Source organism: Gammaproteobacteria bacterium (assembly GCA_022450155.1).
Taxonomy (GTDB): Bacteria; Pseudomonadota; Gammaproteobacteria; order Arenicellales; family UBA868; genus REDSEA-S09-B13.
Map to the genome: position 1 here is coordinate 1 of JAKUQR010000041.1, position 14,452 is coordinate 14,452.

The 14,452-nt window shown below is 50.5% G+C and carries 14 protein-coding genes; 5 read left to right on the forward strand and 9 right to left on the reverse strand.

The features are described 5' to 3' along the window. The 3 genes from MK323_14450 to MK323_14460 all read left to right on the forward strand — a co-directional run. On the forward strand, positions 1-315 hold a 315-nt coding region (locus MK323_14450), incomplete at its 5' end, for a hypothetical protein (protein ID MCH2483348.1). A gap of 114 nt (positions 316-429) precedes the next feature. Next, positions 430-1,191 carry a DUF995 domain-containing protein gene (locus MK323_14455; protein MCH2483349.1) on the forward strand — a complete coding sequence of 254 codons (762 nt, stop codon included), beginning with the start codon at positions 430-432 and terminating at the stop codon, positions 1,189-1,191. A 164-nt stretch (positions 1,192-1,355) separates the two neighbouring features. Further along, positions 1,356-1,913, forward strand: coding sequence for a hypothetical protein (locus MK323_14460; protein MCH2483350.1), 558 nt, complete (start codon positions 1,356-1,358; stop codon positions 1,911-1,913). A gap of 322 nt (positions 1,914-2,235) precedes the next feature. Here MK323_14460 and MK323_14465 read toward each other — a convergent pair whose 3' ends face one another. From MK323_14465 to MK323_14505, 9 genes are all read right to left on the reverse strand, one after another. Continuing rightward, positions 2,236-2,697, reverse strand: coding sequence for a hypothetical protein (locus MK323_14465; protein MCH2483351.1), 462 nt, complete (start codon positions 2,695-2,697; stop codon positions 2,236-2,238). 136 nt (positions 2,698-2,833) lie between these two features. Beyond that, on the reverse strand, positions 2,834-4,024 hold the full coding sequence (locus MK323_14470) for an MFS transporter (GenBank protein MCH2483352.1): 1,191 nt from the start codon (positions 4,022-4,024) through the stop codon (positions 2,834-2,836). After that, positions 4,018-4,383 carry a gamma-glutamyltransferase family protein gene (locus MK323_14475; protein MCH2483353.1) on the reverse strand — a complete coding sequence of 122 codons (366 nt, stop codon included), beginning with the start codon at positions 4,381-4,383 and terminating at the stop codon, positions 4,018-4,020. The genes MK323_14470 and MK323_14475 overlap by 7 nt, the downstream gene beginning before the upstream one ends. Positions 4,384-4,460: 77 nt before the next feature. Continuing rightward, positions 4,461-5,858 (reverse strand): NAD(P)/FAD-dependent oxidoreductase, encoded by a 1,398-nt coding sequence (locus MK323_14480; GenBank protein ID MCH2483354.1) that lies wholly within the window; start codon positions 5,856-5,858, stop codon positions 4,461-4,463. Between the two features lie 335 nt (positions 5,859-6,193). Next, the gene (locus MK323_14485) at positions 6,194-6,784 is read right to left on the reverse strand and encodes an MOSC domain-containing protein (protein ID MCH2483355.1); all 591 of its coding nucleotides are present in this window, start codon (positions 6,782-6,784) and stop codon (positions 6,194-6,196) included. A 35-nt stretch (positions 6,785-6,819) separates the two neighbouring features. Continuing rightward, entirely contained in the window at positions 6,820-8,883 is a 2,064-nt protein-coding gene (locus MK323_14490; protein ID MCH2483356.1) for an FAD-dependent oxidoreductase, read from the reverse strand. A gap of 62 nt (positions 8,884-8,945) precedes the next feature. Continuing rightward, positions 8,946-9,989, reverse strand: a complete 1,044-nt coding sequence (locus tag MK323_14495; GenBank protein MCH2483357.1) for an ABC transporter ATP-binding protein — start codon at positions 9,987-9,989, stop codon at positions 8,946-8,948. A 63-nt stretch (positions 9,990-10,052) separates the two neighbouring features. Next, the gene (locus tag MK323_14500; protein MCH2483358.1) at positions 10,053-10,868 is read right to left on the reverse strand and encodes an ABC transporter permease; all 816 of its coding nucleotides are present in this window, start codon (positions 10,866-10,868) and stop codon (positions 10,053-10,055) included. Further along, entirely contained in the window at positions 10,865-11,719 is an 855-nt protein-coding gene (locus MK323_14505; GenBank protein ID MCH2483359.1) for an ABC transporter permease, read from the reverse strand. The genes MK323_14500 and MK323_14505 overlap by 4 nt, the downstream gene beginning before the upstream one ends. Before the next feature lie 591 nt (positions 11,720-12,310). Here MK323_14505 and MK323_14510 point away from each other — a divergent pair. Both MK323_14510 and MK323_14515 read left to right on the forward strand, forming a co-directional pair. Then, positions 12,311-12,604 (forward strand): dihydropteroate synthase, encoded by a 294-nt coding sequence (locus tag MK323_14510; protein ID MCH2483360.1) that lies wholly within the window; start codon positions 12,311-12,313, stop codon positions 12,602-12,604. A gap of 367 nt (positions 12,605-12,971) precedes the next feature. Next, entirely contained in the window at positions 12,972-14,192 is a 1,221-nt protein-coding gene (locus tag MK323_14515; GenBank protein ID MCH2483361.1) for an aromatic ring-hydroxylating dioxygenase subunit alpha, read from the forward strand. Positions 14,193-14,452 lie beyond the last annotated feature (260 nt).

A 14,452-nucleotide genomic window follows, 5' to 3' on the forward strand; every position in this document is an offset into this window, starting at 1 on the left:
AAGATGACCCTTATCATCGATTCAGCTAAAGGTCTGCTGACTCTGAAGCCTGATTGCAACGCCAGGCTGGGTCGAACTCTGGCCAACAGGGACTTCGGACTGGGAGACAAGTGCAACCGCATGCTTCATGGTGTTACGGCTGATGATTTTTTCCTTGACGCGACCGGGGTTGCGTGGCTCGACGAAAATGGCAATCTGACCGAGAACGCCATCGCGCACGGCTACGACCTCGAAACAGAGTACTTATTTTACAACTATCGTGACAATGGTCAGTCGGACCGTTGGGGGGGCCGGATGGTGGCGCTGGTGGCTTAATCACTGGAGATGCTGAAGGTCGCTGCACCCAGTGGCCGCCCAAAGACTATGGCTTGCCCCATACGCATAAGGAGGATCAATAAAGACATGCGGGTATGGCCAAGATTGAAGTATATGTTTTCCCCGGCATTCTTCAACATCAAGATTCTGGGAATAATTACGATGGTCGGCGTTACGATGACGAGTTACAAAACACTAGGTGAAACACTGGCAAAAGATGCCAGGCCATTCACCCGGGCCGAACTGTACGCTTACATATCAGAGAAGACGCAGGTCTGGAGTGAAGGCCGTGTGTTTCATTCGGAGGCTGGTACTCTTCAACTCCTGTGGGAAGGCGAGTATGGCAAGGGCACATGGTCAACGGATGACAACGGGACACTGTGCTGGCACGTGTGGTCATGGGACGAGGTGCCATGCCAGGCTTTTTATCACAATGATGATGTTGTGAGCATCATCTTCAAAGGAGAAACGTCGCTCGCCCCTGAACTACAAGAAGGCAATACTCTCGTTAATCTGGCAGCAGGGACGGAATCACATGCAAAAATCGCGTTGGGGCTAGGTGAGGATTTCATCAATGTACTGTTAAAAAAGGACGAGACCACTGCTTTTCTATCTCGAAAGACAGTTATTTGGGGCCCAAGCCAGGGCCTTTTTTATTCACCTGACTTTACGCTCATGAAAATCTGGAATGGGGTACGTGCAACCGGCAAATGGAGCGTTTCGGATGAAGGCGCCGTTTGCTGGCATGTTCCGGGTTGGGGTAAAACACCGTGCGAGTCCTATTATTACAAGGGTGAGGAATTGATGGCGATTTTCGAAGGTGTACACAGCAAAGCCAGCAAGCATGTAGAGGGCAACACGATCGGTTATTTCTGACTCGCGGCGTTTTGCAAAGTTGAACTAACGACAACATGAGATGCTTACAGTTGGTCGGCCGCCAACTTTCAATTTGCTATTGTGAAATTCGAGAGTGCCAGGAATCGTTCGGGTGGCTTCTCTAAGGGCAGATTAACTGACCGAACTTTTCTCTACTGACATTGATGAATCAGCGACTTCCAATGTGGCCCTACTTCGCCTTGGCCCTGTCTAGCGGGGTGATCGGTGCAGCGTTGCTCTTTTACAACCTCGGGTCAAATGTTCCACCCAAAGAAGCGCTACACAAATTTAGCGGCACTGTTGACAAGTTGTCGATTATTGATGACTTGTCGGGTGTACAGACCGGATTCATGAAACCGATGAACTCGATACACTTCACACTTGAAGAGGGCGAAGAAATATTTCGATATCCGAGTAGTTGGCCCGGCTACACCAAAATCTATGAACAACTGTCATTTCATGTGGACGTGTGGGTGCAACGATCCGATATCGGAAATGGTGAACCTATGGTGGTCTTCCGGTTGGAACAGCAGGTCCCGGAAAACTGGATAGTGCCGCCGCTTTCCATTAGCTACGAGCGGATCGCCGAACCCCAGAGCCGCACCAGGCGTTCATACGTCCAGTTAGGCACAATCCTATTGGCGTGTTCGGCAGGTTTCTTGTTGGTCGCAGTTCTGTTGGGTGTCTGGAATCGCCGAAAAAACAGGGCCACGCTTCAGTAGTGCCAGCCCTGTTATTTCACTGGGATTTCGGTATACGGTGCACCTGCGGTACAGCAAAGGGCAAACAGCAATCGGGTGCTGAGGGAGCATTGCATGACCAACAACAAGGCTAGTTCTTAAGACAAACCCGCAGCTCCCGCACCAATCACAACAACATCAGGGCCCAAAGTACTCCTCCTCAAAGAAATCAAGCATATGTTGCACCGGGATTTCGGACTGGAAGTTTTCCTGTTCAAGTTATATATAATGCACTCCTGCTCCGCAGTGCCGAATGGTTCAGGACGAATTTCGATTCTCCAGCCTGGCACGTTCTGGATGATACTCATTGATGGAGATAATCGTACAGGTGCGACAGGCTATCCGGGTCTCCCCCCAGCTCTTTTTTTGCGAATTCGATCGCCGCCACTTCATGATCCGTCAAAATATTCAGAGCATACAGGTCTTCTTCAGGCGCTATTTTCTCCAGCGCCGTGAAATCATCAAGATAGCCAGGGTACCGGTTCACGATGTACGTCATAAGCTCGAACCAGTCGAACGATTCATGACGCCCCACATAACTCTCTCCCTGTGTTTTTAGTTCCGATTCATCCCTTGGAACCAAATCATATTTATTAAGTAATGGTACAACAGACTCTGCGGCACGGCGCTCTACCCTGGCGAGTAATGTTAGCTTTTCCTTCTCTTCAAAATGATCAACCAGCCCGTAGAAATAAGCTTCCCCCATAATTTCATCTTCGTAATAGGATAGTAACGTCTTCAGGTATTTATCTGTTGTTCTCATCATTCAGGTCAACCATTTTCAAAAAACACCCTGTCATACTTGTCACAAATAAGATTACGCACAAGGGCTTTGATCGTTACCTTTATCGGGGAGACAGAAGACTGTTTAATCTGGAATAAGCTAAGTGTCCTGCGCCTGCTCATGAAACATTTTTGATTTGCGGCAGGCGGTAAAACCTGGGAATAAGGCTGATTACAAAAAAAAGACCTGCGACGATCACCAGTGTCAGAGGCAGGCCGTAAGGGTTCCACAGGTCCATACTGGCTCCCCCCAACAGTGGACCGACAAATGCCCCCGCACCCCAGAACACTCCAAATGCGGCCATGGCGGTAGCCAGTTCCACACCCTTGAACCACTTCCCGGCGAGAATCATGGTAACCGTATATACACCGGCAAAAAGCCCCCACCACAGAAACAGCGTTGTCCATAAAAGAAATGGCATATCCACAGAGAACGGCCAAGCCACAGCACCGGCCAAGCCGGCCAGAGCACACGCTACTAACACCTTGCGTGGATCAAAGTGATCAGCTGCCCAGCCGATGGGAATCTGCAGTAAGGCGCCACCAGCGGCACCAACGAACAGCATCAAAGTTGCAGAAGACTCCGTCATCCCAACCCGTAATCCGTAGACTGGTATCAGGCTGGTAGTGGTAATTTCCATGAAAGCCACCACAAAGCAGGCCAGCGCCAGCAGCGGTGCCACAAAGACAAAACTAACCACCCCAAAACTCGGCTTGTCGCTAGAAGCAGGGGCATAGCGTCCAGCCCATAACACCGGAAATCCAGCCAGGACCATCAAGCCAATGCCGACAAGAAACGGTAGTGTGCCTTGTCTGCCCGTCACTGACAGAATCAAAGGCCCAAGCGCAAAACTCAACGCCAGCGTGGTGTTGTAAAAACCCATGACGCGTCCGTGGTGCACACGGGGTGTTATCTCGATTATCCATGTCTCGGTCACAACAAACAGCACTGAACCCACGAGCCCGCCCAAGAACCGGATTACAAACCACGCTACGATCGACTGGGTACTCATGAGAGCGAAAATGAGGACGATCTCAAAAAACACCCCGCCAAGCAGAAGGCTGCGTCCTTCCAGGTGTCTCATAAACCGCGGAACAGCAAAAGAGCCGATTATGATGCCCGCGGAAGCCACCATGGCCAACGCACCGATCAGTGTACTGCTGGCATTACGTGCTTCCAGGATCAGCGATAGTAACGGTGTAAATAGACTGATCGTGATGCCGTATATGGAAAGGCACCCAATTAATGCAGCCAGGGTCAGTGCACGTTCGCGGGTCCAAACTGGTTCACTGGTCGATTGGGTCAGCATCGGACAACAGCACTCATATTATTAGTACCTCCATGATTTGAGTCCCCAAAACTGAGTAGATCAGCTCCGCGAACAATCACTGAGTGGATCCAGCCAAAGGACAATGCCCGACCGAGCCGCCTGATGCCATGATAGTGCGGAGTCACCGTCTCAATCACTCTATCAGGTAAACCACCCTCAATACAAATCCCGCTATCCTCAACATACACGCACGTGGCCTGAATAGCGCTCTCTTTGTCCATTCCATAACCTATCACGTTGATCAATAGTTGCAAGATAGCCTTTCGAATCTGCCGGGACCCATTGGAGACGGTTGCCAGCAGTGCACCGTTCACCTGCCGGGTTATGGTCGGCGCCATCATTGAACTCATGCTACTCCGCTTGTGGGTAGTGGACGACACCACGGGGATTAAGGTCAACCTCGCCGAGCATGTTGTTAGGCATCACTCCATAGCCCGGGACGATCGCGCCACAGCCCTCCCCATTTTCGTTTAATGTATCTCGCAGCTTGATTTGCCGATTCTCGACCACTATAGAGACCACCATTAACCGAACCCCACTGAACTCTGTGAGTTGCCTCGCCGGAGAAAAATAGTTTATCTGCCAGTGTTTCTCGCAACACTGCGCGCATCGGCTGCTTACCCGGTTTAGCCGCAGAATAAGCACCTTCATAAAAAGGAATTTGACCACAGGCTGTCGCATAACCTTTAATAAACTTCTTCTCTATGTCATTGCCCAACATGCTTTTCATGCCATCTAAACCATAAGCTATGGCTGTATCAATCGTTTCTTTTTCTAAAGCTTTAGCCTGGTCCCCACCGACATAGCCATAAACCAAATTTGTGTTATTTAAATTAGCAAGATACCCCACACCATCTTCATCATGCTGCTGTTTATAAACATAAGTATCTGCACCAAAATTAAACACGTCATCGGTAAAATGTAGGCCAATATAATTCATTACCGCCATATCAATGCCATCAATGGCTTCTTGTTTTTCAACCGGTAACTCTGGCGTAAATTTAATATGATTAGCCGCCAATACGCCTACTGACACCGTTAGAATTGCCGCCTTAGCTTTGATGGTGCCGGCTTGCCAGGTAACTACCTTAACGCCATCCCCTTGCCAGTTGATTTCTTTAACCGCAGTGGCTAATGCCACAGGCACATCTTGGCCGTAGTGTGCCACCACTGAGCCATAACCTTCTGCACAAAACCAATCGTCACCACCTATGCTATTCCACCAATCTTTTGGCGACCAATCTTTGGAGTTTTCCGCCATATTCCAAACACCATAATCGGATGCGACGGTATAACCCCAAGGACTTTGAAAAAAATCCTCACCTAAAGCAGTGCGTGCATTATCGTCATCACCGGCTACACCATTTAAAACAGAGTCTCTAATTTTATTTTTAAATGCCTTGTCGGTTCTTCTTAGGTCAGCAAGTTCATCTTCAGTTGCTTCGCGCTTACCTACAAAATATTTCTGTTTATCAAGATCTTCATAAATATTAAAACCATTGTCTTTTGCATAATTGATCAATGGATTTTTTCGCGAAATCATCATCCAATGTGCATGAGTATCAAACGGCACACCGAATATAGAGTTATTTGTATGAACACGACCACCAATACGGTAATTAGCTTCTACCACCACAAAGCTAATACCTTTATCATGCAACGTTTTAGCTGCCTCTAAGCCAGCAACACCCGCACCAATAATCACCACATCAGGGTTGGTGACCGTATTACCCAACACAATACGAGGAACCAACATTGATGCTGCTATTGCCTTTAATAGAAAACGGCGTTGCAGTTGAAATTTCTCACTCATAACAAAGGCCCTCTTTTTTATTCATTACTATAAAGTGACCTGGCCCCTTCAAGTGGTCCAGGTTGAATGTTAGTTCATCATCGAAATTGGTTCCACTTTTAATACCGATTCAGGAGCACCTACGGAACAGATATCGACTTCGTTACTGGGCACCTGTTAAAGGAAAAAGTCCGTCGGGATCTGATCGTCACCGATGGTTGGGCCGGCGATATACCTACTGCCCACGCTCGCGAACTTAACAAGCTCAGGGTCCATGTCAACAGCCTTTCGCACTGAGAGTAAAAGAATTATAAATACCCTGCTTTCCCTGCCGATCGAGGAGACGGGGTACTAGTTTACAGCAGCCGTATTGCCGGTTCCTCGTAGACCCGGACTTCCACTTCATCACCTGCCTTGATGACACCGGGCACATCGACAATGCCGACCACCCCTCGGCGGCCTACTGCTGGCCGCAACCATGCAGTAGTGGTCAGTGGCTCACCTGAACGTGTGACATGCTTTGCCACAATTTGAGCCCCCATCTCGGCGCATGGCGGGTTGTATCCTTCCACCAGCAACACCGCCCCGGAAGGAAACAACAGTTTGGTACCTTTCGGCAACAGGGAAAATTCAGGGATGCCCTCGACGCACAGGTTGGCGCCCAACGTGTCGGGCGACAGCGGCTCGGTTAGTGTTAGGCGTTCAGTAATGTGAGCCAGTTCTTCGACTGAAACACCTGACCACTGGCGTTCGTTGCGGCGTACCGTACCAGCAGATTCCCAATCCCCTTTCCAGGCTTTCCGGGTGAGGCCCTGATGCTTGTCACCGGCAAAACCTCCGATTTCGGCAGTCAGTGATCCCCGGGTGTCCTTGCTAAGGTCTTCGTTGTTGCCCATGTGCACCGAGACCACTTTTCCTGCCATGGTCTTGCCAATAAATTTCTTCATCTATTTTCCTTGAACGTGAATGCCCGCAGGTGCCGTCATTCGAACCTGAGTGGCACATCCGGATCTGGTTCCGTATCGAATTCTCGCGCGTAGCGATGACCCGCGTAGACTGCAGAGGCAATAATGGCCGGCGCATCACAGTCACCGATTCTCCGCAATGAACTGAACGGGGTTTGCGCCCCACTCTCTATGCGTTGCTTCAAGGCTTGGTACAGTTCGTCTCTGGGGCTGCGTGCGGTCACCATGATGAGTGCATCGGCTTCAATTGACTGTTGTCGTCCAGTATGGATACAGCAAATCGTCACCTCCCGGCCGTCGTAGGCGAGCAGGCGATGGGTTGTTTTGATCTCGATCCCTAGCTCCAGCAAATGTTTCTGTACCTGATACCGCTCAGAGGTGTATTCACACCAGGCAGAGACAACATCTTCTGGCGTAACCACAGTAACCGGTACGTTCTCGAGGCGCACCCGCTCGGCAATGACGCCACCCATATAAAAACTGTCGTCATCGAAAATCACCGTAGGCCCATCGGGCAGGCGGCCTGCCATGACATCGTCAGGGGTTAAGATCGTGGCGCTTTGGCTCAGGGTTGTGAGCGGCTGCGGGTGATTGCGTCCGAAGCCATCGGCTCTCCAGGTTGCACCGGTCGCGATAACCACATGATCCGCTTCTACCGGGTGATTGCGATGCTCCGGCCATTCAAGCACGTCATCGACGCTGAGATCGCTTTCCAGGAAAACTTCCACGTTGGGCATGGTGTCGAACTGCTGTAGCCGGTAGTCTCGTACCCGCAGCCATTCGCTGAGACCAGGCAACGTGGATTCGCGAGCCACGCGGCCGCCGAGCTGGCGTGTCGCCTCCGCTAAGGTCACCAGGTATCCGCGCTGGCCCAGCGCTCGGGCCGCCTCCAGTCCTGCCGGTCCGGCGCCAACCACCAATACACTAGATTCGGAGCCCTTCTTGGCAATGAATTCCGGATGCCAACCGCGGCGCCATTCTTCACCTATGGCTGGATTCTGCGTGCAGCGGATCGGTACGCCCAAGCCATCACCAGTGTAACAGATATTGCAGCCGATGCATTCGCGAATTTCGTCAAGGCGTCCTTCCTCGATCTTTCTCGGCAGAAATGGATCTGCAATAGAAGGCCGTGCGGCCCCTATGAAATCCACAACCCCGCGTTTAACCTGTGAGGCCATCGTGTCTGGTGAGGTAAAGCGTCCCACGGTGACCACGGGTTTGGTGGTAACGGATTTGACGAAGGACATGTGCTCTTCCAGGGAGCCTTCCTTGACGAATCGCGAGACACCCATCTCGTGGTTGTAGTCATTGATGTTGATGTCCCATAGGTCCGGCAACTCCGCCAGCATCTCCAGCCTGTCTCGTCTCTCGTTCGTAAGTGACGGATCTTCGCCGTCGTCGCCACCAACCGAATAGCGTACTGCAACGGCACACCGGTCCCCCACAGCGTCTTTGGTATCCTCAATCAATTCTCGCAGCAGGCGTGCTCGATTTTCCATCGATCCGCCGTACTCGTCACCGCGGGTGTTGGTGCAGGCTGAGAGAAAATTTGACAGCAAATACCCATGGGTAGCATACACATACACCACATCAAAGCCCGCCTCCTTGGCTCGCAATGCGGCATTTCTATGCCATCTCCGGAGCTCGCGAATATCGGACTTGTCCATGGTTCGACTCTGATAGGGATGCCCCTGGATGTTTGGCATACTCACCACATCCATGGAGACCTCACGGGTGTAGAGGTTTGCCGTGCTGGCCCCGCCTACCCAAAGTTCGACACCGGCAAGCGCGCCGTGACGGTGCACCGCCTCGGTCATCAAGGCGTGGTCCTTTATGTCGTCGTTGTTCCACAAGGATGCATTCGGATGGGGGAGGTCGTCGGATGTAGGGTGGATGGAACAGTACTCGGTACACACCACACCCCATCCACCTTCGGCCTTAATTCCCCGCAATGCCGCCAACATGTGTGGGCGAAGCCTACCAAGGCCGGTGCAATGGGGTACTTGATAGAAGCGGTTTTTGGCTGTTACGGGACCGATTTCAACAGGCTCAAACAGCAGGTCATAGCGTTTGTCGCGCATAGTTCTGTGTCTCTTGTTATCTACGTCGAACATGGTAATTGCTGGCACTCACCGTTGCTCGCTCAATCACGCGGGAGCAGGATCAGTGATTCGTCGGCCCACGAGAGCCAAACGATGCTTTGGCGGTCAAGAGACTGGTCACTATTCGCTCCGGTCTCTGCTATCGCGACGGCGAATGGCTTCTCACAGCCGTCTACCGACACATAAAAGTGGTCTCGATCGCCCAGGTAGGCCGAGGTCTTTATGGTGCCCTGTACAGCTCCGAGACCGTCCGACCTTCGCTCTGCGGACAGAATCAACTTTTCGGGACGGATCGCGACAATGATATTTGCGCCCTTTTGCACAAAGTCTGAGCTCGCCGGGGCCGTGATTTTGCCTAATCCGGTGGAATCGAGTACCGCTTCGCCGTTGCGTACATCCATCACCTGGGCCTCGACAAAGTTCATCTGTCCGATGAAGTCTGCGACCTCGACGCTTACCGGATGGTTGTAAAGATCTTTGGGCGACGCGACTTGCAGCGCTTTCCCGCGTGTCATTACGGCAATACGGGTCGACAAGGACAGCGCCTCTTCCTGGTCGTGGGTCACAAAGATGAAGGTAATGCCCACCGACTCCTGCAACGCCCGCAGTTCCAGCTGCATTTCTTCTCGAAGCTTTTTGTCGAGCGCCCCCAGTGGTTCGTCAAGCAACAGCACCTTTGGCCTTTTGATCAGGGCCCGTGCGAGTGCCACGCGTTGGCGTTCGCCTCCAGACAGTTCGTTGGAGCGACGGTTACCGAAGCCCGGCAGTTTGACCATTTCCAGAGCCTCTTCGACGCGCCGCCCCACCTCGGCCTTTTCGATCTTGTCGTACCGTAGTCCGTAGGCAAGGTTCGCGCGGACGTTGAGGTGCGGGAAGATGGCGTAGTTTTGAAACACCATGTTGGTCGGGCGGTGGTGTGGCGGCACCTCGGACATAGGTGCGCCGTCTATATAGATCTCACCGGTGGTCGGCGACTCAAAGCCGGCCAGCATTCTGAGCAAGGTGGTTTTGCCACAACCAGAGGGACCGAGCAGCGAGAAGAATTCGCCGCTGCTGATAGTGAAACTGAGGTGATCGACTGCCACCACCGAGCCGAAGTGCTTGGACACGTCAGTTAAACTGACAAAATCGTTGTTGCTGGTCATGGATCAGATACCTGGCTGAGTTTTTTCGACCCTGTAGCGCCGCAACCACTGAGAGATGAATACCACCACAAAGGAAACCACGAGGATAAGCGAGCCGAGCGCCAGCACCCCCGGCAACCTGAAGGGGAACCGCAGTTGGCTCCAGATAAAGATCGGCAGCGTGGGATCAGTGCCAGCGAGGAAGTACGCCATGATGAACTCGTCGAAGGAAATGGTGAAACACAGTAAAAAGCTCGCCAGCACCCCCGGGAATACCAAAGGCAAGGTCACACGCCAGAAGGTCGACAATGGGCTGGCGCCAAGATCCACGGACGCCTCCTCCAAGGCTTGGTCGAATCCTTCGAAACGGGCAATTAAGGTCGCCATGGCGAACGGCACAGAGATCAGCACATGGGCCATGGTGACGGTGTACAAGGACAGATCAAATCCCAGCCGAGTAATAAGAATCAGCAGTGCGACGCCCATAATTATGTACGGAACAACCATCGGCAACATAATCACGAATATGATTGGCTTCTCACCTGGAATCCGGTAACGGGTCACCGCCTTGGCACCCAAGAGCCCCAGCAGTGTAGCGATTGCCGCACTCACGCAGGCGACGTTGAGCGAATTGTTCAGTGCGGCCCACATCGGCTGGTTGTTGAACATCTCCACATACCATTTAGTGGTGAACCCCTTGAGTGGAAAAGCGATGTAGATATTGTCGTTGAACGAGAACATCGGCAGGAACAGCACTGGAATGTAAAGGAATCCGAGGTAGAGGATCGCGTAAAAGTACAACGCTCGGCTGGGGCGGTCGATGTAAGCAACTTCGGTCATGCGATTTTCTCCGTAATCTTGCGGGTCAACCAAATGTAGAGCAGTGAAATGGCTGCGACGACCACCATCATATCGATCGCTAAGGCTGCGCCCATTGGCCAGTTGTTTACCAGCCCGAACTGGGCCTGGATAAGGTTTGCGATCATGAGCCCGTCAGGGCCGCCGACCAGGGTCGGTGTCACGTAGTCACCAACAGTGGGGATAAATATCATCAGCGTGGCGGCGATAACACCTGGCATCGACAACGGCAGGGTGACTCCTAGAAAACGTTTCACTGGGCCATCGCCTAGATCGGTGGCCGCTTCGAGCAGGGATCGATCTATCTTCTCCAGCGAGATATAGATCGGCAAGATTGCGAATGCGGCCCAGGCGTGCGCCAGGGTGATCACCACGGCTGTGGGACTGTAAAGCAAAAATGCCAAAGGCTCCTCGATGAGACCGAGTCCTTTAAGGCCCGAGTTGATGACGCCATTGTAGCCCAAGATGACTTTCCACGCAAAGACCCGTAACAAATAGCTGGTAAAAAACGGCACTGTCATCAGGATAATCCAGGTCATCTTGTGCTTGTGAACGTGAAAGGCCACATAGTACGCCATCGGGTAAGACACCAACACTGTAACGACGGCGCACGTCCCAGAGATGGCGAGCGATCGAAGCAGCAAGCCTTGATAAAGCGGCTGCTCGACGGCCTCCCCGTAGTTGGCGAGCGTAAACGTGGTATCGAATTCAAAGCCGATTTGTGCCCAGAAACTAATAGTCACCATGATTCCGAACGGGATGAGCATAGTGAGGCCCATCACCAGTAGCGTGGGTGAGAGCAGTGCGAACCCCTTCAACGCGTCGCTGCGCAGATACCAGGCATACAACCGTCTACCCCAGCTCGTTGGACTTGGCGCGAGTGCCGAGACTTCTATCGTAGTTTCATTCACAGGCGCTCCTGTGGCTCGATGAGATTCCGGGCTGTTTTCATACTTCCTTCAGGCTTCATTACATTTGCAGATCAATATAACAAACAAATAATGGGAAAACAACAAGAATTCAGTTTCGTGTCCTTCTGCGTGTTTCTGTGGCAATAATCAATTACCAGTTATCAATGTTCATTACTCACTGTTCATTGCTCACTGTTTCCACGTGTTTCCACGTCCTAAAAATAATCATCCGTGAATCGTTCAATCTGGTGCATACGTTCATACAAAATGGATACGATACCGACAGCACCGTTGCACAATTGGTCTGAGTGAACATCTTGGCAGAAATGAGTCTAACTACTTTATGTATTGAGGGGTGGGGCCTTGGTGCGGGTGTGCCCCAGCCTCTGCATCTGGATCAGGCCTGTATCTTGATGCGCGGGCAGAATTCATGTATAATATTGTATTACCTTGAATTTGATTTTCCAATTGACCCGATAACATTGTTAGGAATATCAAGTCCAGGTTATTTTGATGTTTTCCAAAAACAGCACCTCACCTACTATTACACAACAATCAGATTACGAAGATATGCTGGACACCATCAAGAGTTTTTTCAGAGAACGTCTGCATTTTGCCAAGTCAAAAGGAATTCTGAAAAAACAAATTGTGCTTGATCCGGGAATGGGGTTTTTTATCAGTGGTGCTACAAAATACGGTTTTGTGGTCATCAGGAGAATTTCAGAACTGCATGAATTTGATTTGCCTTTGCTACTCGGGACTTCCAGAAAATATTTTCTTGCCGGCGTCTCCAAGGGGGCATCTTAAATTTTACGGAACGCGACATTACGGGTGCGTCCGTTTCCAGTAAGCACTCTGGCAAGGCGTTTCATTTCTTCGTTTTCATGAAGTCGAGTAGGGATGTCTCCTGATTGAATCAATAGAGTCTATGAAAAGAAACGCAGGCAATTAGTTAAGAAGATTGAACTCGAAGAGAACGGTTTGCGGTTAGTCTGACAAGACGAATTTCTCTTGACAACTGAGAGTAACATTATAAAATTATGCAGAATGGATCGAGAGCTATTTGAAACTGATCTCAGGCAGACCCTTTCTCCTTCAAAATCCACTCCAAGAGAAATTGCTCAAAGGGAAGTCCATTTTAAGAGACTGCAATCTTGATGAAGCGAAATTAATCATGAATATACACATTCCAAGCTCCGAACTCAAACCACCCCCAAATTGGGATCGTTCTGGGTTACCATCCTGGACATATTTCAACGAGGAGTTATTTGAACTGGAAGCTGAAGAACTTTTCCGGAAACACTGGCAAATCGCTTGTCACACGAGCGACATTCCTAAACAGGGTAGCTACATAACCTTTGATCTGGTGGGAGAGCGGGCTTTAATTATTCGGGATGAAGAGAATGAGATCCGGGCCTTTCACAACTTCTGTAGACATCGTGGTTCACGTGTGCTCGACTCAGCAGAGGGCAGGTGCAAGAGTGTAATCAGCTGTCCGTTTCACGGCTGGTCCTATAACTTAGATGGTAGTCTGCGTGGTGTAGCCAAAGCGAGTACTTTCCCGGTACTTGATCCCGAGAAATGGGGGCTTAAGCCGCTCGAAATGGAGATTTGGCACGGCTTCGTGTTTGTGCGCTTCAAGCCAGGGCTCCAGCCTTCTGTAGCAAATTTGCTTGATAGGTTTGATGAGGAAGTCTCTAGATACCACCATGTAGACCTTTTGCAGACGTCTCCAATAGGGTGTACTTCTCCGGAAAACATCAACTGGAAGTCTATCAGGGATGTGGACAATGAGGGCTACCATGTACCCCGGGCTCATCCCAGCCTGAATGATTTATATGGGAAAAACTACTATGATGAACCATTCGTAAACGGAGTTTCCCGTTCTTATGCCCCTTTTAATGAAGGGTCTGGAAAGCTCTGGAGCGTGCTTCATTACAAAAAAATGATTGACCAGTTTACTTCTCCATACAATGAACTTCCAAGGGCGTGGCTGTACATAGGTATATTCCCTAATTTCGTTTTGGGATTCTATCCCGACTCGGTGAATTTTTATCAGGAAATTCCCTTTTCGGTCAAAGAGACTGCAATCAGGGGTTCCACATATAAGCGTACAGACGAGAACAGAACAATGCGACTGGCTCGCTATTTATCAGAGCGTATTGATGCGACAGCTATAGTCGAGGACAGGCAGTTGAGCATCATATGGTATGAAGCCATGAAGTCTTGTACATATGAAGGTATCATGCTTTCTGATCTAGAGTATGGAGTGCGAACCCACCACGATGCCCTTCGTGAAATCCTCCCTGTGATGTCTCAGGAAATAGAGCCACCCAGAGGCACGGTAGCAGAAAGTAACAATTCGGTCCGAAAATTATCCCCAAATGAGGCATGATGGATCGAGTAAAAAATTGGTTTAGCAGTGATTCCAGCCGCGGACTTTCTCTGATTGGGCTACCGTTTGGCTTTTCTTTGCTGTTGCTTGCAGCACCAATGCTCCTGATTTTTTTTCTGGGTTTCTGGACACAGGATTATCTCGTTCTTGACCGCAGTTTTAGTCCGGATAATTACATTGAAGCATGGACAGAGCCTATATATAGAGATCTAATGCTATAGATTTTCTAATCAAATTAAATAAAATACTTTCATTCAGAG